19 protein-coding genes and 1 pseudogene are annotated in these 23,474 nt (G+C 65.8%); 9 read left to right on the top strand and 11 right to left on the bottom strand.

All coding sequences use genetic code 11. The features are described 5' to 3' along the window. Positions 1-102 precede the first annotated feature (102 nt). Entirely contained in the window at positions 103-1,713 is a 1,611-nt protein-coding gene (mdlC, locus tag J5251_RS03010; RefSeq protein WP_208575128.1) for a benzoylformate decarboxylase, read from the bottom strand. 270 nt (positions 1,714-1,983) lie between these two features. Here mdlC and J5251_RS03005 point away from each other — a divergent pair, with 270 nt between their 5' ends. Then, on the top strand, positions 1,984-2,823 hold the full coding sequence (locus J5251_RS03005; protein ID WP_208575127.1) for an ACT domain-containing protein: 840 nt from the start codon (positions 1,984-1,986) through the stop codon (positions 2,821-2,823). A gap of 112 nt (positions 2,824-2,935) precedes the next feature. Here J5251_RS03005 and J5251_RS03000 read toward each other — a convergent pair whose 3' ends face one another. Further along, on the bottom strand, positions 2,936-3,679 hold the full coding sequence (locus J5251_RS03000; protein WP_244250776.1) for an ABC transporter permease: 744 nt from the start codon (positions 3,677-3,679) through the stop codon (positions 2,936-2,938). A 95-nt stretch (positions 3,680-3,774) separates the two neighbouring features. Next, positions 3,775-3,903 (bottom strand): annotated as a pseudogene (locus J5251_RS20255) (aldehyde dehydrogenase family protein); the annotation flags it as partial. A 257-nt stretch (positions 3,904-4,160) separates the two neighbouring features. On the opposite strand from J5251_RS20255, the gene J5251_RS02990 reads away from it, so the two are divergent. Next, positions 4,161-5,285 carry a YkvI family membrane protein gene (locus J5251_RS02990; protein WP_208575125.1) on the top strand — a complete coding sequence of 375 codons (1,125 nt, stop codon included), beginning with the start codon at positions 4,161-4,163 and terminating at the stop codon, positions 5,283-5,285. Positions 5,286-5,409: 124 nt separating this feature from the next. Here J5251_RS02990 and J5251_RS02985 read toward each other — a convergent pair whose 3' ends face one another. From J5251_RS02985 to J5251_RS02960, 6 genes are all read right to left on the bottom strand, one after another. Continuing rightward, positions 5,410-8,301, bottom strand: coding sequence for a molybdopterin-dependent oxidoreductase (locus J5251_RS02985; RefSeq protein WP_208575124.1), 2,892 nt, complete (start codon positions 8,299-8,301; stop codon positions 5,410-5,412). A gap of 1 nt (position 8,302) precedes the next feature. Beyond that, positions 8,303-9,175 (bottom strand): FAD binding domain-containing protein, encoded by an 873-nt coding sequence (locus J5251_RS02980; protein WP_208575123.1) that lies wholly within the window; start codon positions 9,173-9,175, stop codon positions 8,303-8,305. 24 nt (positions 9,176-9,199) lie between these two features. Next, a complete protein-coding gene (locus J5251_RS02975; RefSeq protein ID WP_208575122.1) occupies positions 9,200-10,477 on the bottom strand; it encodes an XdhC family protein in 1,278 nt (425 codons plus the stop codon). 59 nt (positions 10,478-10,536) lie between these two features. Then, the gene (locus tag J5251_RS02970) at positions 10,537-12,060 is read right to left on the bottom strand and encodes an NCS2 family permease (RefSeq protein WP_244250775.1); all 1,524 of its coding nucleotides are present in this window, start codon (positions 12,058-12,060) and stop codon (positions 10,537-10,539) included. Positions 12,061-12,072: 12 nt separating this feature from the next. Next, positions 12,073-12,567, bottom strand: coding sequence for a nucleoside deaminase (locus J5251_RS02965; RefSeq protein WP_208575121.1), 495 nt, complete (start codon positions 12,565-12,567; stop codon positions 12,073-12,075). 222 nt (positions 12,568-12,789) lie between these two features. Further along, positions 12,790-13,554 carry an IclR family transcriptional regulator gene (locus tag J5251_RS02960; RefSeq protein ID WP_139005542.1) on the bottom strand — a complete coding sequence of 255 codons (765 nt, stop codon included), beginning with the start codon at positions 13,552-13,554 and terminating at the stop codon, positions 12,790-12,792. Between the two features lie 210 nt (positions 13,555-13,764). Between J5251_RS02960 and J5251_RS02955 the strand changes: the two genes are divergently transcribed. From J5251_RS02955 to J5251_RS02940, 4 genes are read left to right on the top strand one after another with little or no spacing between them, the layout of a single operon-like run. Continuing rightward, positions 13,765-15,150 carry an NAD-dependent malic enzyme gene (locus J5251_RS02955; protein ID WP_208575120.1) on the top strand — a complete coding sequence of 462 codons (1,386 nt, stop codon included), beginning with the start codon at positions 13,765-13,767 and terminating at the stop codon, positions 15,148-15,150. Positions 15,151-15,164: 14 nt separating this feature from the next. Continuing rightward, on the top strand, positions 15,165-16,769 hold the full coding sequence (aceB, locus tag J5251_RS02950) for a malate synthase A (RefSeq protein ID WP_208575119.1): 1,605 nt from the start codon (positions 15,165-15,167) through the stop codon (positions 16,767-16,769). Further along, the gene (locus J5251_RS02945) at positions 16,769-18,058 is read left to right on the top strand and encodes a DUF6986 family protein (RefSeq protein WP_208575118.1); all 1,290 of its coding nucleotides are present in this window, start codon (positions 16,769-16,771) and stop codon (positions 18,056-18,058) included. The genes aceB and J5251_RS02945 overlap by 1 nt, the downstream gene beginning before the upstream one ends. Next, the gene (locus tag J5251_RS02940; protein WP_208575117.1) at positions 18,051-18,869 is read left to right on the top strand and encodes a bifunctional allantoicase/(S)-ureidoglycine aminohydrolase; all 819 of its coding nucleotides are present in this window, start codon (positions 18,051-18,053) and stop codon (positions 18,867-18,869) included. Before J5251_RS02945 ends, J5251_RS02940 begins: the two co-directional genes overlap by 8 nt. A 79-nt stretch (positions 18,870-18,948) precedes the next feature. Here J5251_RS02940 and J5251_RS02935 read toward each other — a convergent pair whose 3' ends face one another. Both J5251_RS02935 and J5251_RS02930 read right to left on the bottom strand, forming a co-directional pair. Then, positions 18,949-19,176 carry a helix-turn-helix domain-containing protein gene (locus tag J5251_RS02935; protein WP_139005537.1) on the bottom strand — a complete coding sequence of 76 codons (228 nt, stop codon included), beginning with the start codon at positions 19,174-19,176 and terminating at the stop codon, positions 18,949-18,951. After that, complete coding sequence (locus J5251_RS02930; protein ID WP_208575116.1) at positions 19,176-19,667, bottom strand: DUF2975 domain-containing protein; 492 nt, start codon at positions 19,665-19,667, stop codon at positions 19,176-19,178. The genes J5251_RS02935 and J5251_RS02930 overlap by 1 nt, the downstream gene beginning before the upstream one ends. Before the next feature lie 197 nt (positions 19,668-19,864). Here J5251_RS02930 and J5251_RS02925 point away from each other — a divergent pair, with 197 nt between their 5' ends. The 3 genes from J5251_RS02925 to gcl all read left to right on the top strand — a co-directional run bounded on the left by J5251_RS02925 (position 19,865) and on the right by gcl (position 23,472). After that, a complete protein-coding gene (locus J5251_RS02925) occupies positions 19,865-20,647 on the top strand; it encodes a hydroxypyruvate isomerase family protein (RefSeq protein ID WP_208575115.1) in 783 nt (260 codons plus the stop codon). 63 nt (positions 20,648-20,710) lie between these two features. Then, a complete protein-coding gene (locus J5251_RS02920; protein WP_208575114.1) occupies positions 20,711-21,589 on the top strand; it encodes a 2-hydroxy-3-oxopropionate reductase in 879 nt (292 codons plus the stop codon). Positions 21,590-21,693: 104 nt separating this feature from the next. After that, positions 21,694-23,472, top strand: coding sequence for a glyoxylate carboligase (gene gcl / locus J5251_RS02915; RefSeq protein WP_208575113.1), 1,779 nt, complete (start codon positions 21,694-21,696; stop codon positions 23,470-23,472). Positions 23,473-23,474: the final 2 nt, after the last annotated feature.

Here is a 23,474-nt window from a genome sequence, read left to right as displayed (position 1 = left end):
CCACTCAATACTGCAGCGCGTCCCGAGGGAGAAACCCCCGGAATTAAGTGCTGGGCGTGGGGAGCCATCCACCGGCATCGGTCCGGCAACCCACAAGATGGATCAGCCGATGACCACCTGCGCGTCAATAAGGACCGGGCCGCTGGCCTTCAGTGCTTTTTGGTACGCCTCCTCGAACTCTTCGCGGGTGCTAGTCCGCTGTGCGGGTACACCGTAGCCCTCGGCGATGGATACAAAGTCGATGCCGCCGAGTTCCAAGCCCGGTATGTCCGGCGTGCCCATCCGCTGGGCGAAGCCGGCGAGGGCCCCATAGCTGGAGTTGTTGACGATGACGAACACGGTCCGCGTCTGCCGCTGGGCCGCGGTGTAGAGCGCGGTGATGCCGTAATTGGCGGAGCCGTCGCCCACGGTCGCCACGATCGTCTTCTCCGGGTCCCCGAGGGACAGTCCGACCGCCACCGGGAGGCCGAATCCCAGGCCGCCCGAGGCCGGGAAGTTATACATACCCGGCCGGTCGATGGCGATCCTCTCAAGGTAGTCCAGATCCAGGGTGGTGGTCTCGTTGACATAGGCGACGGTGTCGTTCACGTAGGCATTGAGCACCTCGAGGATTTCGGTGCCTGTCATACCGTCCGGGGAGGTCCTGGCCGGGGGCAGTTCGCGAGAGCCGGGCTCACCGCGTCGCTTGCCACGGTCCTGCACGCCCTCGGCGAGGGCCTTCACGACGCCGGCCACATCGGCAATCACCGACCTGCCGAAGGGTGCCCGGGTCGCCTCGCGCGGGTCGTGGGTGACATGCACAACGCGGGTACCCGCTTCGAGATAGTTGCTCGGCTCCCAGCGGTGGTAGCGGAAAACGGCAGCGCCGAGGACGAGGACGACGTCATGTCCGGCCAAGCGGTCACGCACTGATTTGATGCCCGGGATGATGACACCCTCGAAGTTCGGGTGGGTGGTCGGGAAGGGACCCCGCGAGGGCGAGGGCGCGACGTACACGGATGCATCCGACTTCTCCGCCAGGGACACCACAGCATCAAAAACCGTGTGATCGTCAACGGCTGCGGCGTCCACTTGGGGGCCCACGACGAGCGCCAGCCTTTTTGCGCCGTCCACGGTGGCGATGAGCTCCTGTGCCATGTCGTCGGTGAGGCCGCCGGCGACGACCACCGAACGCTCGGTGAGCAGGGCGTCGTCGTCAAGGGCAGGCTCCGCCCAGTCATCGAGCGGGACGGAGACATAGACCGGCCCGCATGGCTGGGTAGAGGTTTCGAAGACGGCTTGAGCGAGGGTCCGCGGCACGTCTGCGGCGGCCAGCGGCTCATGCGAGTACTTGACTAGCGGCGTCGGCAGGACCGAAGCGTCCACACTGGCCAGCATCGCCTCTTGGCCGACGGTGCGCCGGACCTGCTGTCCGGCGAGGATGACCATCGGAATGTGCCCGTAGCTGGCGTTGGTCAAGGCGCCCATGGCGTTGCCCGACCCGGAGGCAGCATGCAGGTTCACCAGGGCAGGCCTGCCGGTGGCTCGGGCGTAGCCCTCCGCCATGCCGACGACGACCTGCTCGTGCAGTCCGAGAATGAAGTCGAATCTCTCATCGAGGCCGGCGAGGAAGGGAATCTCGTTGGACCCGGGGTTGCCGAAGATGGTGGTCACCCCCAGCGCGCGGAACATGTCCAGACTCGTCTCCAGAACCGTCTTCTTCGTGGTAGCCACTCGTCAGCCTTCCTCAGATTTTCGTTACTTCGATGGTAATGGCGGCACCGGGCCGGACGCCGCCGGCGGCGCCGCACCGAGTGCGCGCCGAAGGTGCCGACATAGACTTTGCTCCTGAACCTCCAGCGCACTTATGTTGACACGAAAGCCCTCTTCTCTGAGTGGAGCCTTTTCGTCGCTGACGTCAATCTGTTTGGCGGCGGAGGACATGTTTCCGGTTCTTGATACGGGCGCAACGCGGACGAAACAGGTCCGGGCGAGCATTGAGGCATGAGACACGGTGCCTTAACCCCCTTCCACGCCGAACTGTCCTGCGACTCTTGCGGCCAACTTCCCGAACCGCCCCGAAGCCGGCTGACGTTGGCCAACGTGGCCGCCATGCTGCCTATCGAACTACTGGTGCATGCCCTGGTCGTCCAGACTGACTTGTCTTATCCCGTGAAGGTATTGATACTCACCGTTACCGCTACGGTCCTGGTCATTTGGGTCGCCGAGCCATCGGCGACACGCTTGTTGCGCCGATGGCTGCACGGACCCGCTCTGCACCGGAGGAAGAACCTGCACCGCGCGCACTCGTTATGGCGTGTCCGGACAATCTTGGCCGACCGACCCGGAGCGCTTGAGCGGATTACCCACGCCTTGTCCTGTCTAGACGTCAACATCCTCAGCATTCACGTTCACCCGGTGCGCGACGGGGTGCTCGATGAGTTTGTCCTGGCCAGCCCGGGCGGGCTGACCGAGCAGGACCTGCTCGACGCCCTTGTCGCAGGCGGCGGAAACAGCCCGCGTGTTGTGCGTACTACTCCCATCGCACTGGTTGACGGTCAGACGCGGGCCTTGAGCCTCGCGGCGCGCATTGCAGGCAATCCCTCGGAACTGCCGTTGGCAGTGGCCGAACTGCTCTCCGCCGAAATCGTCTCCGAGCCTGGGCAGCACCCAGTCCAGGGACACGCCGCGGACGGCACGCTGCTCAAAATCCCCACAGCCTGGCATCAACCGATCATCTTCGTACGTCCCGGGAACCCTTTCACCCCCGCCGAATCCGCTCGAGCCCATCGGCTGGCAGAACTGGCCGAGATCGTAGAACTCAGCCAGGCCAAGGCCTCATAACGGAGGTCTGGATTCCAGTTTGGTTGAGGGCAACGGGCACTTCGTGGCGATGCAAACCGGAGGATTCCTATCCGCGGCCAACCGCCGCCTGTATGTTGCGGCGAACCCGTCGCTAGCGGTTCATCTGGCCGGCCTCGGCGAGGTAAGTGGCCACGGAAATGGCAACAGCTTCCGCGGCCAGTAGGGAAACCAACACGACCAGTTGGACCAGTCCCGCGTCCAAAGGCGAGGCGCCGCCGAGTACCAGTCCGACGAAGGCCCCGGGCAAGGTCACCGTGCCTACCGTCCGGGTCTGATCCAACGCCGGTATCAGCGCTTCCGCTGCCACTGGCCGCGCCACGAGGGACCTCGCATTACGCAGGGTCAGGCCCAAGGCCATGCCCGCTTCGACTTCTCCGTGCCGTAGCGCAAGTTCCTGTTTCAACCGCCTGCCAGCCAAGTTCATCGCAGTCATCGATCCTCCGATGAGCTGTCCCACAACCGCCGCCAGGGCCAGGGGATGGAGCGGCAGCACCCCGGTTACCACCATGAGGCCGGCCACGGGGAGTGTGCCGGCACTGATTGGCAGGGCAGCGATCCAGAACGGGCTGCCTCCGATCCGTTTCGCCGCAGTCCAGGACGCCACGCCCAGCATCAGCAGCAGGAAAGCCATCGCTAACCAACCAGATCGTCCTAGCTGGGCAATAAGGACGGCGACGACGGTGAGCTGGACCAAGGCGCGGATACCCGCGAGCAGAATGTATTTGACCGGCAGCCCCAGCACAGCACGTCCAATAGCTGCGGCGGCGACCAGAAGGACTGCCAGCAGTAGCCAGACTGCTGGTCCGGTATTGAGCAAGGTGGAATTTTCCGGCACCCGCACATCTTCCCACCAGTGACGAAGGTTCCCTCGGACACGACCGGTCCGAAGATCTCTGTTCCAGCGATCGCGACGGCGGCGGGCACATCGGTCACTACGGTGGGTTCGATGAAGCAGCCCGGGCCCTCGATGGCCTTGCCCCCGACGGCGACTGTCAGGCCGTCCTTGCGGATGTCCTCCAGTGCGGCCAGGACCCTTTCGTAGTGGGCTGTGGAAATCATCCCTTGGCTGCGGCTGCAAGGTCGGCGTCGTCGAAGACGACGACAGGAGCGTTGCCGCTTCCGGTGATGCTTTCCTATTACTTTCAATCTTGGCATTTGACGCATTTGGTCGGGTCGACGTTCCAGCGAGACGCCTGAAACAGGGGAACGGGCTGCGAAGCAGGAAAATCGTTCCATGTCGATTGTTGACTGGATCACAATTTCTGCCATATCGTTCGGTGAGCAATTGATATATCACCACTCCGCAGGAAGTAGATATGGCACAAACATCTCCCACGCAAGCGCATCTGGCCACAGGCGAGAAGACAACGCTCCCGCGCGTACTCACGTACGCGGGTGCAATTGTCGCGTTCCTCATTGGCTCCGGATTCGCTACCGGCCAGGAAATCCTCCAGTACTTCGCCTCTTACGGCTACTGGGGTATCTTCGGCACCGGCATCCTGGTCCTGGCCCTGATGACGTATGTGGCGATCGAGTTCTTTACCGTCGGCCAGGCAAAGAAGTTCGAGCGGCCGTCGCTGATTTTCCACTACTACTGCGGCAAGCATCTGGGAACGTTCTTCGATTTCTTCTCGATCCTCTTCGTGTTCCTAAGCTTTACCGTGATGGTTGCCGGCGCCGGCGCCGTTTTTGAAGAGCACTACGGCATGTCGAAATACATCGGCGGCATCGGGCTGGCCATCGCGGTTGGCATCAGTGTGTGGTTCGGACTGAAGAGCCTGGTCGATGTCATCGGCAAGATCGGCCCCCTGATCGTCGTGATCGCCATCGCACTCGGCATCGTGGGAATTGTCCAAAACCCTGCCGGGATCGCCGACGGCAACGCACTACTGCCGGGGCTGGAACTGACCCAAGCTTCGACGAACTGGTTCATGTCCGGGCTGTCGTATGTCGGCTTCTGCATGCTGTGGCTGGCCGCCTTCCTCACCGCGCTGGGCAAAACGGCGCGCAGCCGCAGGGAAGCGGCCACCGGGGGGCTGGTCGGGGCGATCGCCTTCTCGGTTGCCTGCATTATCGTCGGCCTGGGCCTGCTCGCCAACATCACGCGGGTCGGCGGCACCGAGATCCCGATGCTCGTTCTGGCCAGCGACGTGGGCCCGCTGCTCGCCTCCGGAATCTCAGTGATGATCCTCGCCGGAATCTACACGACGGCGGTCCCGTTGCTGTGGACCGTCTCGTCACGCTTCTTCGCCGACAAGACGCCCCGATTCAAATACCTGACCATAGCTCTCGCCGCAGCCGGAACGGTGATAGGCCTGATCCTGCCGTTCTCCCAGATGGTCAATCTCGTTTATGTGATCAACGGCTACGTCGGCATCCTGCTGCTGGTTCTGATGTTGGTCAAGACCGGTACTCGGCTGGTCAAGCGCCAACCGCTGTGATCAACGGCTACGTCGGCATCCTGCTGCTGGTTCTGATGTTGGTCAAGACCGGTACTCGGCTGGTCAAGCGCCAACCGCTGTGACAGCGGCATCGCACGAGGTCATTGCCTGGTGATGATCGGACCTACCGTGCCAGCATCAGATCCGTGCCCACCGCAGGAACGCGGCCTGCGTCCTTCAGCGCCAGGTAGATCCGGTCCCGCGCCAAGGGCAGCGAGGTGAAGCGGATGCCGGTGGCCGCCCGGACGGCGTTGGCCAGGGCGGGCGCTACCGGGTTGAACGGGCTTTCGCTCATGGACTTGGCGCCGAGCGGGCCCAGCTCGTCGGAGGTGCGGGCGAAGTACACCTCGCTGCGCGGCACGTCCGCGAAGGTGGGGATATGGTACTGGCGCAGGATATCGGTGGTGACCGCCCCGCCGTCGTCAATCCGGACCTCTTCGTAGAGCGCGGCGCCGAGCGCCTGCGCGATTCCGCCTTCGATCTGCCCGCGGCACTGTCGGGGATTGACGACGACGCCGGCGTCCGCGGCCTGCACGCTCTGCAGGATGGCCAGCTCGCCGGTAGCGGAGTTCACTGCCACGCGGAAACCCTGCACGTTGAACGCGACCGAGCGCGGTGTGCCGCCCCAACGGCCCTCGGCCTGCAGGGTGACGGAACGTTCCCCGGCGATCTCGGCCAGCTGCGCGAAGGTCAGCAGCTGTCCGGCGCAGTCCACCCCGCCCGTGACGGGCACACAGTCCTCGGCCGGTACGCCGCTCAGCTCGGCGGCGAAGGAACCCAGCATCCTGGCGAGATCCTGTGCCGCGGCCAACGTCGCCTTGCCCGCCACCACCGTGCCGGTGGAGCCGAAGGCGCCCGAATCGTGCTCCGTCAGCAGCGTGTCCGACTGGCGCACGCGCACGGCAGCGGGCGAGGTGCCGAGGGCCTGCGCGGCGAGCTGGGCGTGTACCGTGGTGGTGCCGTTGCCGAATTCCGCGGTGCCCACGTCCAGCCGGTAGCCGTCCGCGGTCAGGACGATGATGCTGTGCGCGTAGTGTCCGCGCGGGGGCACCGTGTCGATCATTGACAACGCAGTGCCCTCGCCAACCAGCCACTCCGGCCCCAGGTCTTCGCCGCCGGCGCCGCGCTCGCGGCCGCGGTCCAGCGCGCCGCGCACCAGGTCCACGCACTGGTCCAGCCCGTAGCTGCCGTAGAGCACGTCCGCTTCGGGTTCGCTGTGCAGCGAGAGCATGTCGTCGCCGTGGCGGATCATGTTGCGCCGCTTGAATTCCAGCGGGTCCACACCCAGCTGGACGGCGAGCTCGTCGAGCGCGGATTCCACCGCGAAGATCATCTGGCTCAGCCCGTAGCCGCGGAACGCGCCGGAGGGCAGGGTGTTGGTGTAGACGCTGCGGGCGTCCACCTTCTTCGCCGCACAGCGGTAGACGGCGATCGACTCGCCGCAGCCGTGGAACATCACGCCGGGCGCGTGGTTGCCGTAGGCCCCGGTGTTGACGGTGGCGTCCAGCGCCAGCGCGGTGAGCGTGCCGTCCCGCCGGGCGCCGGCCCGGACGCGGATGGTGAACGGATGCCGCGTAGTGGTGGCGGTGAACTGCTCGGTCCGGGTCAACTCCAGCTGCACCGGCCGGCGCAGCTTCAGCGCCGCCAGGGCCACGATGTCCTCGGTGAGGACCTCCTGCTTGCCGCCGAAACCGCCGCCCACCCTGCCGGCCACCACCCGGACCTTCTCCTGCGGCAGCGCGAACACCCGGGCGAGGGTGCGCTTCACCAGGAACGGGACCTGCGTGGAGGACCGCACGGCCAGGCTGCCGTCAGCCTCGGTCCAGGCGATGGCGCTGTGCGTCTCCAGCGCCACATGCTGCACGCGCTGGGTCAGGTACGTTTCTTCATGCACGACGTCGGCGCTGCCCAGTGCCGCGGCAACGTCGCCAATCTCGGTGTGTACCTCGGCGACGATGTTCCGCTCCGGGACGGCAATGCGGGAATCCGCCAGCTTGTCTGCGTGCAGCAGCGGCGCACCGGGTGCCATCGCGGACTCGGGCTCGAAAACCGCAGGCAGAACCTCGTAATCGACCTCCAGGGCACGCACGCCGGCTTCCGCCGCGGCGACAGTTTCGGCCACGACCGCGGCCACCCGCTGGCCCTTGAAGCGGACGACGTCGTCGAGCACCCGGGTATCGTCCGGATCATCCGTGTACAGCTCGTGCTGCGCGGTGGAGAACAGTTGGGCCGGCGCATCCTTATGTGTGAAGACGGCGACGACCCCGGGAACCGCCAGCGCCGCGCGGGTATCGATCGCCCGGATGCGGGCATGCGAATGCGGCGTACGGGCCAGTTTCAGGTGCAGCAGGCCACCGAACTCGTCGGCGGGAACGTCCAGGGTGTAGCGGGCGGTGCCGGTGACAACGAGGGGAGCTGCCGGGGCGGGGGTGTCCGCGCCGACCGCTGCCGGTGCAGGTGCGGCCGACGTGCGGGCGGGTGCGGAAGCGGTGCCGGTCTGTGCGGCCGAGGTACCCGCGGGCGGGGAAGCCGCTGGGGCGTCCAAGGCGCAGCTTTCCGACGGCGGATGGGAGCAACCGCCGCCGTCGTTGCCCAGCACGGCGTCTTCGATGGCGCGGTAGCCGGTGCAGCGGCAGAGGTTGCCCTTCAGATTTCGCGGCAGGTTCTGCTTCTGTTCGTCGCTGAACGTTGCCGCGGTCATGACCATGCCGGCGGTGCAGAAGCCGCACTGGAAGCCCTGCGCCTTGACGAACTGCTCCTGCATCGGATGCAGGTCTGCCCCGGCCACGTCAGGCAGCCCTTCGATGGTGGTGATCGAGCGGCCCTCCGCACGCACCGCCGGGTAGATGCAGCTGTGCACCGGGACGCCGTCGACGTGCACGGTGCAGGCGCCGCAATCGCCGCCGTCGCACCCCTTTTTCACGCCCTGCAGGCCTTCTTCGCGCAGGAAGGTACGCAGGCATTGGCCCGGCCGCGGGCTGTTGGCGTGCGTTTCCCCATTGATGTCCATTGCCATGTCAGGCGATCCTTCCCATGAGCAGCTCGGCACGGATCTCTTCGGCCAGCCGGTAGGTCATGTCCCGGCGCCATTGCGGCAGGCCGTGGATGTCGTCGTGGTAAAGCTCCGGGGAGATGGCCGCATTCAGCGCGGCTTCGAGTTCCTCCGGATCCGGGTGGCTGGCGGCGTCGAAGCGCAGTTGCACCGGCCGTTTGGTGGACGCGGTGACGGTCAGCACCAGGGTTTCGTCGGGATCCAGCCGGCCGATCAGCAGGACGCCGGAGCGGCCCAGATTGCTCAGCGAGAGCCGGCGGAAGGCGGTTCTCGCGGACAGTGCGCTCGCCGGCAGCTGGATGCTGCGCAGCAGTTCGCCGGGTAGCAGCGCGTTGGACGCATCGCCCGTGACGAGTTCGGCGACCGGCAGTTGGCGGTGGGTGCCGTGCGGACCGAGGATGGTGGCGGTCCCGTCCAGTCCTGCGCACAGCGAGGTCATCGGTCCGGCCGGCAGCGACGTGCAAATGTTGCCGCCTACCGTGGACATGTTCCAGATCTTGAAGGACGCCACGAAGGAATCGCAGCAGGGCCGCACGAGTTCCAGCGCCGGCCAGTTGTCCACCAGCCTGGCCGCGCCGTCGGTTTCGATTGTGCCGGCCTGAACCGGCGTGTCCGGAAGTTCGTAGAGGGTGGCGATGAGGCAGGTGGCAGCCAGTTCGATTCCGTTGTTGTTGACAGTGATCGGCTCCCAGCCGGCCGAACCGAGATCCAGCAGGCGGCGCAACGTGGAGCTGCCGTAGGAAAACAGCACCGTTCCGCCGGCGAGCCAGGCATCTCCTTCACGCCAGTCACCGGGATCCGTGGTGGGGACCACGGCCTCGATTGTGTTCATGTCCATGGAGGGACTCCTAGATACGTAACGTTAGGGTCTGCCGCTGAGGACCAGGGAGGCGCTGCGTGCGGCATGACCGGTGGTTTCCGGAACGCGTGTATGCGCCGTTCCGAGGGTGTGGATGAGGGCAGCGCTATGGACGGGTACGTCGCTGTGGATCGGCCCGTTGCGCCGGGACAGGGGGAGTCCCGTGGCTGCCGGGTTGCGTGAGGCGATGATATGGGCGGTAATGGACACTGCCACCTCGGCGGGGGTGACGGCCTGCAGATCCAGGCCGATCGGCGAATGCAGCCGGGCCAGTGCCTGCGGCGCCACTCCTTCGGCCAGCAGATCCCGTACCCGCTGGGTATGGCTGCGCTGCGAACCCATCGCGCCGAGATAGGCCAAGTCCAGCTCCAGCGCGTTGCGCAGCAGCGGGATATCGAACTTGGGCTCGTGGGTGAGTACACAGACCACGGTCCTGCCGTCGATACGGCCGGCCGCGGCTTCGCCGGCAAGATACCGGTGCGGCCAGTCGCAGACCACCTCGTCTGCCGTCCGGAAGCGCCGCTGCTGGGTGAAGGCGGGCCGGGCGTCGCACAGCGTCACCCGGTAGCCGAGCAGCTTGGCGGCCGGCAGCAGGGCCTCACTGAAATTGTTGGCGCCGAAGACCAGCAGCCGCGGCGGCGGCAGCCGGGTCTCCACCAGCAACGCCGGCGGTTCATCTCCGCAATCCGCTTCCGACGGCGACAACCGCAGCAGCCCGCTGACCCCCTGCCGGAGCAAACCCGCGAGCTGCACCCCCGCGGACCGGGCCGCGGCGGCGGATCCGGTCAGGAACTCCAGCTCGCCGGCGAAGTTCCCGGGCAGGAAATGCTGCGGGCTGGTCACGAGCACCGCACCGCTGCCGCCCGCATCGATCCGCCGCACCACGGCCAGCGGTTCCTGGGGCCCGTACGCCGCCAACCGGGGGAGCAAGTCACCCAGCCGCGCCCCGCCGTCGTCGCTAGTTGGTGCTTTTGCCGGCTGGAGGTGGACGTCCAGCTCGCCGCCGCAGGTCAAGCCGACGGCGAAAGCGTCCTCGGGGCTGTAGCCGAAATGCTCCGTCCGCGGCCGCTGGTCCGCGATGACGTCCAGCGCGGCGGCGACAACGGCGCCCTCCACGCATCCGCCGGAGAGCGAGCCGAGCACGCTGCCGCTGCCGGAGACCAGCATGGAGGTGCCGACCGGGCAGGGAACGGAACCGCTGGCGGCAATGACGGTGGCCACGGCGTAGTTGTCCCCGGCTGCCTCCAGCCAGGCGCCGAGTTCCGCACCGAGATTCAGCATTGGTTTTGTCCTTTCGATCCGCGGCCGGTGCCGGAACTTGCCGGCACCGGCCGCAGGGGTTATCCGCCGAGCAGCTCGCTGATCGGGCCGCGGGCGAAGTACACCAGGAACCCCGCCGCCACCAGCCACATCAGCGGATGGATCTTCTTCGCGCGCCCGCTGGCCGAGTTCACCAGGACCCAGACGATGAAGCCCACGCCAATGCCGTTCGCAATTGAGTAGGTCAGCGGCATGGTGATCATGGTCAGGAAGGCAGGCATGCCCACGGAGAATTTCTTGAAGTTGATCTCGCGGATCTGCGCGCTCATCAACGTACCGACGACGACGAGGGCAGAGGCTGCCACTTCGATCGGCACCACGCTGGTGAGCGGCGTCAGGAACATCGCGCCGAGGAAGAGCACGCCGGTGACCACCGAGGCCAGCCCTGTGCGGGCGCCCTCGCCGATGCCTGCGGCGGAATCCACATAGACGGTGTTGGAGGAACCGGAGGTAGCACCGCCGGCCACCGCGCCGATGCCCTCAACGATGAACGCCGACTTCAGCCGTGGGAAGGTGCCGTCCCTGTGCGCCAGCCCGGCACTTTTGGCCAGTCCGGTCATGGTGCCCATCGCATCGAAGAAGTTGGTGAAAACCAGCGTGAAGACCAGCATGGTGGCCGCCAGACCGCCGATCCGGGCGAAAGAGCCGAAGATATCGAACTCGCCCACCAGGGCCAGGTCCGGTACCGCGAAGATCTGGCCGGCGAGCACCGGGGTGTTCAGATGCCAGCCGCCCGGATTGGTGTCGGAAGCCGGCCCCAGTTGCAGGGTGGCTTCGAGGACGGCGGCCAGCACCGTGGTGGCGACGATGCCGATCAGGATGCCGCCCTGGATTTTGCGCGCCACCAGGATGCCGATGATCAGCAGCCCGGCCACGAAGACCAGCGTCGGCACCGAGGTGATGGAGCCGTTGTTGCCCAGCTGGACGGGCGGGCCGCCCTCGGTGGCGCGGACAAAGCCGGAATCCACAAAGCCGATGAAGGTGATGAACAGGCCGATGCCCACGGTGATGGCGGCCTTCAGATCCTTCGGGATGGCACGGAAGATCGCGGTCCGGGCTCCGGTCATGCCGAAGATGACAATGAGGACGCCGTTGATCACCACCAGGCCCATCGCTTCGGGCCAGGTCACGTCCTGGATGACGGCAACGGCGAGGAAGGAGTTGATGCCGAGCCCGGCTGCGAGGCCGAAGGGCAGATTGGCGATCAAACCGAAGAGGATGGTCATCACTCCGGCGGTCAGCCCGGTGACGGCGCCGACCTGGGCAGCCGACAGCCAGTTCCCTGCTACGTCCACCGGAGCGGAATCGGCGCCGAAACCTCCCAGGATCAGGGGGTTGAGGATCACGATGTAGGCCATCGTGAAGAAGGTGACCAGTCCGCCGCGGAGTTCGCGTCCCAGGCTGGAGCCGCGGGCAGTGATCTGGAAGTAGCGGTCGACGAGTCCGCGGGGTTGCAAGCCGGCCGGGGGAGTGCCCGGTGTCCGCGGAGCGCCCTGCTGGACGTGGTCGGTACGGGTTCGCGTACGGGGCTGGATTATGGCCATGACGGCACCGCCTCAGTAATCGATCCGGGTCGCCAGGCTGTTCCATATATTGAAGGGTTCGAGATGCCCCGTGTCCTCTGGTTCGCCGGTCTCGCGGACCACGGGCATCAGACGCCGCTCCACGGGGGTGTCGAAGTAGTCGTAGAAGACGGCGTCATCAAACCCCGCGCGGGCGGCATCGTGACGGTCCGCCGCAAACACTACGCGGTCGATCCGTGCCCAGAGCGAGGAGGCCAGGCACATCGGGCAGGGTTCGCAGCTGGAGTAGAGCACGGCTCCGCTCAGGTCGAACGTGCCCAGGCCCTGGCAGGCGGTGCGGATGGCGGTGACTTCGGCGTGCGCGGTGGGATCGTTGTTCGCGGTGACGCGGTTGACGCCCTCGAAAATCTGCCCGTCCGCGGCAACCACGATGGCGCCAAAGGGCCCGCCGGCATTGCGGACATTGTTGGAGGCGATTTCGACGGCCTTGGCCAGATATTGGCTGGTGGCGATGGTGGTGGTATTCATGGTGGCGACTCCCTGTGATCGGGAAGCAGGCCACGGCATGGCACCAGACGGCGCGGGCGGCGACCTCAGCTTCGACGATTGCTGTTTAGGTTAGTAGCGCCCGGTAGATAGCTCCCGTAGATGGGAACCCGCCTTTGGCAAGAAAAACTCTAACAGTTCAGAGTGACTGAGGCCACACTTTTTGTGGAATTTCTTTTTTGGGATGTGAAAAAGTGCTGGAAGCTAGCTCGCTGCGGCCGCGTTCAGCTGCGCCGAGATCTGCTCCGCGGCGCTCTGCAGGAGCGGCACTGCCCGCTTGGCAAACGCGTCATCCACGCGCGAAACGGGTCCCGAGACGGAGATGGCCATGGGAGTGGGAGCGTCCGGTACGGCCATCGCGAAGCAGCGCACGCCGATTTCCTGCTCCTGCTCATCGATGGAGTAGCCGCGCTCGCGGATGTTCTTCAACTCCAGCATGAGGTCGGAGATGTTGCCAATGCTCATCTCCGTCGGTGTCGGCATGCCGGCGCGCGTCACGATGTCGCGGACGGCGTCGTCTTCCAGCTGGGCGAGGATCGCCTTGCCGACGCCGGTGTCGTGGGTGTGGGCGCGGCGGCCGACTTCGGTGAACATGCGCATGGAATGCGGTGACGGAACCTGGGCGATGTAGACCACCATCTCGGAGTCCAGTACAGCCATGTTCGCAGATTCACCCAGAGTCTCAACCAGGTTCTTCAGGTGCGGCCGGGCCAGGGAGCCGAGCTGCTTGTTGGCGACTTCGCCCAGGCGGATCAGGCGCGGGCCCAGCGAGTACCGCCGGTTGGCGAGCTGCCGGACGTAGCCCAGCGAAACCAGGGTCCGCAGCAGCCGGTGGATGGTGGGCAGGGGCAGCGATGTGAACGACGACAGCTCACTGAGGGTGACCTCTCCGCCCGCATTGGTGATGAGCTCGAGCAGCTCGAAAGCCCTCTCTACTGACTGGACGCCTCCGCTGGCTTTCTCTGCCATGGGAACTCACTCTCACATTGCTTGAACGCGTTTCTTGAAAATATCCACTTCGTGGAACTGCTCTCTCAAACATACCGCAATTGCGGCGCAATTTTCCGCCTGTCGAAAGAAAATCTGGCCGAGGTGGTTGTATTTCCACCTCTTAGATAATAATATCCATAATACGGAAACTACTTAGGCCGGTCCGGCCCCAGAAACAGAGGAGAATCAATGGCGACTCCCAGCCCCGGGTACTCGATAACCCTGCGTGTGGAAACCCCTGCAAGCTTTACCGCTACCAGCGAGCTCGCAGCCGCTGTTGCTGCCGCCGGTGCAGCCATCACGGCACTTGACGTGACCGAGAGCCACCACGACAGCATGGTTGTGGACATCAGCTGCAACACTGTTGACGCCGCCCACGGCGAGCGGGTCAGCGCTGCGCTGGACGAGCTCGACGGCGTGCAGGTCCGTAAGGTCAGCGACCGCACCTTCCTCATGCACCTCGGCGGCAAGCTGGAAGTCGTCCCCAAGGTTCCCCTGCGCAACCGTGACGATCTGTCCCGCGCCTATACGCCCGGCGTCGCACGTGTCTGCATGGCCATCGCCGAGAACCCGGACGATGCGCGCCGCCTCACGGTGAAGCGCAACACGATCGCCGTGGTGACGGACGGCTCCGCCGTACTGGGCCTGGGCAACATCGGGCCTGCCGCCGCGCTGCCGGTGATGGAGGGCAAGGCCGCACTGTTTAAGCAGTTCGCGGACGTCGATGCCTGGCCGGTCTGCCTGGATACTCAGGACACCGAGGAGATCATCAAGATCGTGAAGGCCCTGGCTCCGGTCTACGGCGGCGTGAACCTGGAAGACATCGCCGCTCCGCGCTGTTTCGAGATCGAGCAGCGGCTGCGCGATGAACTCGACATTCCGGTCTTCCACGACGACCAGCACGGTACCGCGATCGTCACGCTGGCCGCGCTGCAGAACGCGCTGAAGGTAGTCCACAAGAAGATCGAGGACGTGAAGATTGTGGTGGCCGGCGTCGGCGCCGCGGGCAACGCGATCATCCAGCTGCTGAAGGCGCAGGGCGCCCTGAACATCATTGCCTGCGGCCGCAACGGCGCCATCAGCCGCACCGAGACCTACACCGATGCGCACCGCACCTGGCTGGCCGAGAACACGAACCCGGACAACTTCACCGGAACCTTGCACGATGCCGTGGCCGGCGCCGATGTCTTCATCGGCGTCAGCGGACCGAACGTGCTGGGCGAGGAGCAGGTCGCCACGATGGCCGAGGACGCCATCATTTTCGCCATGGCCAATCCCGATCCCGAAGTGGACCCGGCGATCGCCGCGAAGTACGCCGCCGTCGTCGCTACCGGACGCAGCGATTTCCCCAACCAGATCAACAACGTGCTCGCCTTCCCCGGTTTCTTCCGCGGGTTGCTCGATGCCGGCGTCTCGGAGATTACGCCCGAGATGCTGGTCGCCGCGGCCCACGCCATTGCGGACCGCGTGTCCGCCGAAGAGCTCAACGCCAGCTTCATCATTCCCAGTGTTTTCGACCCCCACGTGGCATCCGACGTCGCCGCAGCTGTAGCGTCGGCCGCAGCGGCCAAGTAAAGGAAGGCAACATCATGACTCTCACCGTGACCAACAATGCACCAGTAGCCGGAGCCGAAAGGATCCTGACGGCCGAAGCCCTGGGGTTCGTGGAAAAGCTGCACCAGAAGTTCGCCGCCACGCGCGACGGCCTGCTGGCGGACCGCGTGACCAACCGGCAGAAGGCCGTCGCCTCCGGTGGGCTGGACTTCCTGCCCGAAACCAAGCATGTCCGCGAGGGCGACTGGAAGGTCGCACCGGCGCCGGAGAAGCTGCAGGACCGCCGGGTCGAAATGACGGGACCGGCATCGCCGGCGAAGATGGCCATCAACGCGCTGAACTCCGGTGCCAAGGTATGGCTGGCCGACCTGGAAGATGCTTCCACCCCCACCTGGCCAAACGTCATCGACGCGCTGGCGAATCTGACCGCCGCAGCACGCGGTGAGCTCTCGTTCACATCACCCGAAGGCAAGGAGTACCGGCTGCGCACCGACGCGCCGCTGGCCACTGTGGTCATGCGCCCCCGCGGCTGGCACCTGCCGGAAAAGAACATCCAGGTCGACGGCCAGCCGGCCGTCGGCGCGCTGGTGGATTTCGGTCTGCACTTCTTCCACAACGCGAAGTACCTCTTGGAGCGCGGCGACGGACCCTTCTACTACCTGCCGAAGACCGAGAGCTACCTCGAGGCCCGGCTGTGGAACGACATCTTCTCCTTCGCCGAGGCCGAGCTGGGCCTGCCGCAGGGTTCGGTCCGCGCCACGGTGCTGATCGAAACCATTCCGGCCGCGTTCCAGATGGACGAGATCCTGTTCGAGCTGCGCGACCACGCCTCGGGTCTGAACGCCGGTCGCTGGGACTATCTGTTCAGCATCATCAAGTACTTCCGCGAGGCCGGCGAAAGCTTCGTCATGCCGGACCGGGCCTCCGTGGCGATGACGGCGCCCTTCATGCGTGCCTACACCGAGCTGCTGGTCAAGACCTGCCACCGCCGCGGTGCCTTCGCCATGGGCGGCATGGCCGCGGTCATCCCGAACCGCAAGGAACCCGAAGTGACCGAACAGGCCTTCGCCAAGGTCCGGGCGGACAAGACCCGCGAAGCGAACGACGGATTCGACGGTTCCTGGGTGGCCCACCCGGACCTGGTCCCGGTCTGCCGCGAGATCTTCGACGCGGTGCTGGGCGACAAGCCGAACCAGGTCGACCGCCTCCGCGACGAGGTCGAGGTCACCGCGGCCCAGTTGCTGGACGTATCCTCCGCCCAGGGCGAGGTCACCGAGGCGGGCCTGCGCCTGAACCTGTACGTTGCCGTTGCCTACACCGCTGTCTGGATCTCCGGCAACGGCGCCGTGGCCATCCACAACCTGATGGAGGACGCCGCCACCGCGGAGATTTCCCGCACCCAGGTCTGGCAGCAGCTGCACAACACGGTCACGCTGGCCGACACCGGCAACACGGTGACGCGTGAGCTGGTGGAGCGGATCCTCACCGAGGAGACCGAGAAACTGCGCGGTGAAATTAACGACGCCGACAAGTTCGCGAAGTACTACGAGCCGGCCAGCAAGCTGATCGCGGACCTGACTATCGGCGAGGGGGGCTTCGTGGAGTTCCTGACGCTTCCAGCCTACGAGCTGGTTTCCTGATGGCGCCCAAGCTTGCCCTCTCCGGTGCTGTTGCCGCCAGGATCGACGCGGACCTGGCCGCCACCGACGAGCTGCTGTCCGCCGCCTACCCGGGCGAGGGCAGCGGCCGCCAGCCGGTCCACACGGTCTACGTCCCGGCCGACTCGTTTACCCTGGACCTGGCCGCGCGCTGGGGCGGGGACGCCCTCGCTGCGGTGAAGGAACACGGCGGCCTGGAGCAACTGGCCACCTCCCTCGGCCTGGGGGAGAGTGCCCAGCTGGCCGAACTGGTCCGCCGCAAGCTCGAAAGCGAGCCGATCGAGGACCTGCGGCTGGACTTCGAGGACGGCTACGGCAACCGGGCGGACGAGGAAGAGGACGCCGACGCGCTGAAGGCCGGCGCCCTTGTGGCTCAGGCCGTCGCCGCCGGCACTGCTCCGCCGTTCATCGGCATCCGGTTCAAGTGCTTCGAAGAGCCTACCCGCGCCCGCGGTCTGCGCACGCTGGACCGGTTCATCGGTGCACTCGTGGCGGAGTCCGGAGAGCGCGGCCTGCCGCAGGGCCTGGTGCTGACGCTGCCCAAGGTCAGCACGATAGCCCAAGTGCAGGCGATGGTCTTTGCCTGCGAGCAGCTGGAGCAGGCGCACGGCCTGCCCGCGGGACGGCTGCGCTTCGAGGTGCAGATGGAGACGCCGCAACTGATCCTCGCCGCGGACGGTACGGTACCGGTGGCGCAGCTGATCCACGCCGGCGCAGGCCGGGTCAGCTCGCTGCACTACGGCACCTATGACTACAGCGCCTCGCTGGGCATCGCGGCCGCCTACCAGTCCATGGAGCACCCCGCCGCGGACTACGCCAAGGCCGTCATGCAGGTGGCCGTGGCCGGCACCGGCGTCCACCTCTCGGACGGGTCAACCAACATCCTGCCGCTCGGCGATGCGGAGAATGTAGCCAAGGCGTGGGCCTTGCACGCACGTCTGGTCCGCCGGCACCTGGAACGCGGCATCTACCAGGGCTGGGACCTGCATTCGGCCCAGCTGCCCACCCGCTTCCTGGCCACCTACGCCTTCTACCGGGACGGCTTCGAGGCTGCCGCCGTGCGGTTGAAGAACTATGTCCACGGCATCGACAGCGCCATCATGGATGAACCGGCAACGGCCCGCGCCCTGGCCCGCTTCCTCCACCGCGGACTGGTCTGCGGCGCCGTCGAAAGTAAGGAGTTCGAGCGGCTGGCCGAGGTGTCCGTTGCCCAGCTCGAGGCCATCGCCCATCCCCAATCCGCTTCCACCAGCGAGGAAACCCATGACTAACCAGCCGAACTACTTCGCCAATCCGGCCGGCCACCCGCCGCAGACGGACCTGCTGACTGACCGCGCCATCGTCACCGAGGCCTACACGGTGATTCCGCGCGGCGTCATGCGCGATATCGTCACCAGCGTGCTGCCCGAATGGGACGACACCCGCGTCTGGATCCTTAACCGCCCGGTCGCCGGCGGCGCCACCACCTTCGCCCAGTACCTGATGGAGGTTGCACCGGGCGGCGGCTCGGCCAAGCCCGAGGCCCAGAGCACGGTGGAGGGCTTCCTCTTCGTGGTCGACGGCGAACTCAGCGTCACCATCGAAGGCGAAAACCGCGTTCTGGCCCCGGGCGGCTTCGCCTACGCGCCGGCCGGTTCCCAATGGCAGGTGAAGAACGACGGCGGTGCCGCCGCCAAGTTCCACTGGATCCGCAAGGCGTACCAGGCACTGGAGGGCTACACCGCGAAGCCGGTGTTCGGCAACGAGCAGGATCTTGAGCCGAACCCGATGCCGGGCACGGACAATAAGTGGCGCACCACCCGGATGCTGCCGGTCGACGACCTGGCGTACGACATGCACATCAACATCGTCGCGTTCGAGCCGGGCGCGTCCATTCCGTTCGCCGAAACGCATGTCATGGAGCACGGCCTGTACGTGCTCGAAGGCAAGGCGGTGTACCGGCTGAACGGGGACTGGGTCGAGGTGCAGGAGGGCGACTACATGTCGCTGCGCGCGTTCTGCCCGCAGGCCTGCTACGCCGGCGGCCCGTCCAACTTCCGCTACCTGCTGTACAAGGACGTGAACCGCCAGATCGTTCTCTGACGAACACCACCGGCCGCGCTGCGGCCGGACAAGACTGCTCCGCCCCCGTCTGAGAGTCCGGGGGCGGAGCTATTTTGCTTTAATTCGGGGATTCCTCGGGCTCGCCGGGCTCCCAGCGCAGCAGATCTCCGGGCTGGCAATCGAGTACCTCGCACAAGGCGGCGAGGGTGGTGAAGCGAACAGCCTTGGCACGGCCGTTTTTGAGCACTGCGAGGTTTGCGGGGGTAATGCCGACGCGTTCCGCGAGCACGCCCACGGGCATCTTGCGCTTGGCCAGCATCACGTCGATGTCGACGATGATGGCCATCAAATCACCTCGTCCAGCTCGGTCCGCAGATGCTTGGCTTCAACGTCGCGGGCGACAGCCTGCGCCAGGAGCTTCCGCAGCACCAGGACGATCAGCGCCATCCCTGCGATCAGCAGGGACGCTCCGCAGATCAACAGGACGATGCCGGGAGCAATACCGCCCGGGGCCAACAGGACGGCAAGCCCGAACATGAGGACCGACGCCGCCGCCACCGCGCCGAAGATGACGTCCACGTACCGGAAAGCGCCGTCGGAGAAGACCGTTCCCCGGCGGACCATCGTCAACAGCCGCCACACGCAGACCATGGTGACTTGCACCGTGACGATCCCCAGCACCACGATTATGAGGAACAGGATGCGCAGGGCGGTGTCCGCGCCGGCCTCTTCCAGATCAGTGGAGATCAGCGGGACCATCCACACCTGGATGAACAGCGAGCCGGCGAGCAGCAGCGCGAGCACAGTGCGCAACGCCAGAACCGTCAACTTTCCCAATGGAGTCTCCTTCTTGTCGAATAACAAGGTAAATCTATCGATAAACAGTAGTTGAAGCAACCGCCAACTAGGCTATGGAAAAGAGTTTCCGTTTTATGGAAAAGAAGCTTGACAGTGCTCACGGTCACTCGGTACGCTTTTCGTAGAGCAAAAGTACATTTCCACAATATGGAATACGCGAATCCCGAGGAATACCGATGTCTTACACAGTGAACTGCTCCATCCTCTTCACCGAACTGCCTTTCCTGGAGCGCCCCGCGGCCGCCGTCGCCGCCGGCTTCGACAGCGTGGAGTTCTGGTGGCCGTTCGCCGAATCCGTTCCCGGTGACGCCGACGTCACTGCGTTCGAGCGCGCGATCAACGACGCCGGCGTCCAGCTCACCGGGCTCAATTTCAACGCCGGTGACATGCCGGGCGGGGATCGCGGCCTAGTCTCCTGGAAGGGACGCGACGCCGAATTCCGGGACAACATCGCCGTCGTCGCCGGCATCGGCGAACGCCTTGGCTGCAAGGCCTTCAACGCGCTCTACGGCAACCGCCTGGACGAGCACACCCCGGAGGCGCAGGACGAAGTGGCTCTGGCCAACCTTGTCGCCGCGGCCGAAGGCGTCGCCGCGATCGGCGGTACCGTCCTGCTCGAGCCTGTTTCCGGTGCCGACCGTTACCCGCTCAAGACGGCGCAGGACGCACTCGACGTGATCGGCAAGGTCCACGCCGAGGGGCCGCAGAACATCAAGCTCCTCGCCGATTTCTACCATCTGGCCGTCAATGGCGACGACGTGGCGGCAGTCATCGAGAACCACGCCAAGGACTTCGGCCACATCCAAATCGCGGACAACCCCGGCCGCGGCGCCCCCGGAACCGGCGAACTGCCGCTCGGCGAATGGATCTCCCGCAGCCGCCAACTTGGCTACCAGGGCCCCATCGGACTCGAGTACAAGGCGCCAGCCGAGCAGGCTTTCGGCTGGCTCATCCGCTAACCGCCCGCCCCACCGTCTCAGCACAGACTCTTACTGACCAGCACGAAGCAAAGGACTTATCTCATGACCAACGTTGCAGTCATCGGACTCGGCATCATGGGCCTGCCCATGGCCATCAACCTCGTCAAGGCCGGCCACAGTGTTACCGGCTTCAACCGCAGCCAGGACAAGATCGACAAGCTGGCGGCCGAAGGCGGCACGGGCGCCAACAGCATCGCCGACGCCGTGAAGGACGCCGACGTCGTTATCACCATGGTGCCTGACTCGCCGGACGTTGAAGCCGTGGTCACCGGCGAGGAAGGCGTCTTCGCCAACGCCAAGCAGGGCGGACTGTGGATCGATGCCAGCAGCATCCGGCCCGACGTCGCCGTCCGCCTCGCCGAAGAGGCCCGCGCCGCCGGCATCCGCCCGCTGGACGCCCCGGTCTCCGGCGGCGAGCAGGGCGCCATCGACGGCGTGCTCTCCATCATGGTCGGCGGCGAGGCGGCCGACTTCGAAGCCGCGCAGGATGTTTTCGACGCCGTGGGCAAGACCATTGTGCACGTGGGTCCCTCGGGTTCCGGCCAGACGGTCAAGGCTGCCAACCAGCTGATTGTCGCCGTGAACATAGAAGTCCTCGGCGAGGCCATCGCCTTCCTCGAGGCCTACGGCGTGGACACCGACGCCGCACTCAAGGTGCTCGGCGGCGGCCTGGCCGGCTCGAAGGTGCTGGAGCAGAAGGGCCAGAAGATGCTGGACCGCAACTTCGACCCGGGCTTCCGCCTCGCCCTGCACCACAAGGACCTCGGCATCGTGACCTCCGCCGCCCGCGAAGCCAACGTGGCCATCCCGCTTGGCGCCGCCGTTGCGCAGCTGGTCGCCGCCACCGTCAACCAGGGCGACGGCGGACTGGACCACTCGGGCCTCTTCAAGCAGGTCCTGCAGCTCTCCGGCCGGAAGTAAAAGCACCCCGGCGGCAGGCCGGATCCGCACCCAAACCCGGCTCCACCGAACACACCCAAAAACAGCCCGCCCGAGGGCTCCACCAGGCTTTCAAGGAGATTCCCATGACCAAGATGCGCACCGTAGACGCTGCCATCGCCATCCTGGAAAAGGAGGGCGCCACCGAGGCGTTCGGCCTGCCCGGGGCGGCCATCAACCCGTTCTACTCCGCCATGCGTGCCCATGGCGGCATCCGCCACACGCTGGCCCGCCACGTTGAAGGCGCCTCGCACATGGCCGACGGCTACTCGCGTGCCGCGGACGGCAACATCGGTATCTGTGTGGGCACCTCGGGCCCCGCCGGCACCGACATGATCACCGGGCTGTACGCGGCCTGGGCCGACTCGGTGCCGATCCTGTGCATCACGGGCCAGGCACCGGTGGCGAAGCTGCACAAGGAAGACTTCCAGGCGGTGGACATTGAGACCATCGCGAAGCCGGTGACGAAGATGGCCATGACCATCCTGGAACCGGCGCAGGTTCCCGGTGCCTTCCAGAAGGCCTTCCAGCTGATGCGTTCCGGCCGCCCCGGACCGGTGCTGCTGGACCTGCCCATCGACGTGCAGATGGCCCAGATCGAGTTCGACATCGACACCTATGAGCCGCTGCCGGTCGAGAAGCCGAAGGCCTCCCGCAAGCAGGCCGAAAAGGCGCTGGACATGCTCACCGCAGCGGAGCGCCCGTTGATCGTGGCCGGCGGCGGCATCATCAACGCCGGTGCCTCCGCCCAGCTGGTGGAACTAGCCGAATTGCTCAACATCCCGGTCATTCCCACGCTGATGGGCTGGGGCACCATTCCGGATAACCACCGCCTGATGGCCGGTATGGCGGGCCTGCAGACCTCGCACCGCTACGGCAACGAGAACATGCTGGCCTCCGACTTCGTGATCGGCATCGGCAACCGGTGGGCCAACCGCCACACCGGCGGCCTGGACACCTACACCAAGGGCCGCAAGTTCGTGCACATCGATATCGAGCCCACCCAGATCGGCCGCGTCTTTGCACCGGACCTGGGCATCACCTCGGATGCCGGCGCGGCACTGGAGATCCTGCTCGAGGTTGCCAAGGAGCGCAAGGCCGCCGGCAAGCTGCCGGACTACTCCGGCTGGTCCGGCGAATGCATCGAGCGCAAGGGCAAACTGCAGCGCAAGACCCACTTCGAGAACGTGCCGATCAAGCCGCAACGCGTGTACGAAGAGATGAACAAGGCCTTCGGCGAGGACACCACCTACGTGTCCACCATCGGCCTGTCCCAGATCGCCGGCGCACAGCTGCTGCACGTGTTCGGCCCGCGCCGCTGGATCAACGCGGGCCAGGCGGGGCCGCTGGGCTGGACCGCTCCGGCCGCCCTGGGCGTGGTGCGCGGCAAGCCGGACGAAACCGTGGTTGCACTGTCCGGCGACTACGACTTCCAGTTCATGATCGAAGAGCTGGCCGTGGGCGCGCAGTTCCAGCTGCCGTACATCCACGTGGTGGTCAACAACTCCTACCTGGGCCTGATCCGCCAGTCCCAGCGCGGCTTCGAGATGGATTACCACGTCTCGCTGGCCTTCGAGAACGTGAACTCTCCGGAGATGAACGGCTACGGCGTGGACCACGTCAAGGTAGCCGAGGGCCTGGGCTGCAAGGCCGTGCGCGTGGAGAACCCGGAAGATCTCTCTGCCGCCTTCGACAAGGCCCGCGCGCTGATGGCCGAGTACAAGGTGCCGGTGATTGTGGAGGTCATCCTGGAACGCGTCACCAATATCTCGATGGGCACCGAACTGGACAACGTGAACGAGTTCGAAGGCGTGGCCGAGACCGCTGCCGACGCTCCCACCGCCATCCTGGCTCTTCAGGGCTGAAC

The sequence above is a fragment of the Arthrobacter crystallopoietes genome, assembly GCF_017603825.1.
GTDB lineage: Bacteria > Actinomycetota > Actinomycetes > Actinomycetales > Micrococcaceae > Crystallibacter > Crystallibacter crystallopoietes_B.
The sequence above is the reverse complement of the archived record's forward strand: the minus strand, read 5'-3'. Positions and strand labels throughout refer to the sequence as shown.

Coding starts and splice junctions, on each gene's coding strand:
- J5251_RS03005 (WP_208575127.1), top strand. CDS start 1,984: ATGAGACACGGTGCCTTAACCCCCTTCCACGCCGAACTGTCCTGCGAC.
- J5251_RS02990 (WP_208575125.1), top strand. CDS start 4,161: ATGGCACAAACATCTCCCACGCAAGCGCATCTGGCCACAGGCGAGAAG.
- J5251_RS02985 (WP_208575124.1), bottom strand. CDS start 8,301: ATGGCAATGGACATCAATGGGGAAACGCACGCCAACAGCCCGCGGCCG.
- J5251_RS02980 (WP_208575123.1), bottom strand. CDS start 9,175: ATGGACATGAACACAATCGAGGCCGTGGTCCCCACCACGGATCCCGGT.
- J5251_RS02975 (WP_208575122.1), bottom strand. CDS start 10,477: ATGCTGAATCTCGGTGCGGAACTCGGCGCCTGGCTGGAGGCAGCCGGG.
- J5251_RS02970 (WP_244250775.1), bottom strand. CDS start 12,060: ATGGCCATAATCCAGCCCCGTACGCGAACCCGTACCGACCACGTCCAG.
- J5251_RS02965 (WP_208575121.1), bottom strand. CDS start 12,567: ATGAATACCACCACCATCGCCACCAGCCAATATCTGGCCAAGGCCGTC.
- J5251_RS02960 (WP_139005542.1), bottom strand. CDS start 13,554: ATGGCAGAGAAAGCCAGCGGAGGCGTCCAGTCAGTAGAGAGGGCTTTC.
- J5251_RS02955 (WP_208575120.1), top strand. CDS start 13,765: ATGGCGACTCCCAGCCCCGGGTACTCGATAACCCTGCGTGTGGAAACC.
- aceB (WP_208575119.1), top strand. CDS start 15,165: ATGACTCTCACCGTGACCAACAATGCACCAGTAGCCGGAGCCGAAAGG.
- J5251_RS02945 (WP_208575118.1), top strand. CDS start 16,769: ATGGCGCCCAAGCTTGCCCTCTCCGGTGCTGTTGCCGCCAGGATCGAC.
- J5251_RS02940 (WP_208575117.1), top strand. CDS start 18,051: ATGACTAACCAGCCGAACTACTTCGCCAATCCGGCCGGCCACCCGCCG.
- J5251_RS02935 (WP_139005537.1), bottom strand. CDS start 19,176: ATGGCCATCATCGTCGACATCGACGTGATGCTGGCCAAGCGCAAGATG.
- J5251_RS02925 (WP_208575115.1), top strand. CDS start 19,865: ATGTCTTACACAGTGAACTGCTCCATCCTCTTCACCGAACTGCCTTTC.
- J5251_RS02920 (WP_208575114.1), top strand. CDS start 20,711: ATGACCAACGTTGCAGTCATCGGACTCGGCATCATGGGCCTGCCCATG.
- gcl (WP_208575113.1), top strand. CDS start 21,694: ATGACCAAGATGCGCACCGTAGACGCTGCCATCGCCATCCTGGAAAAG.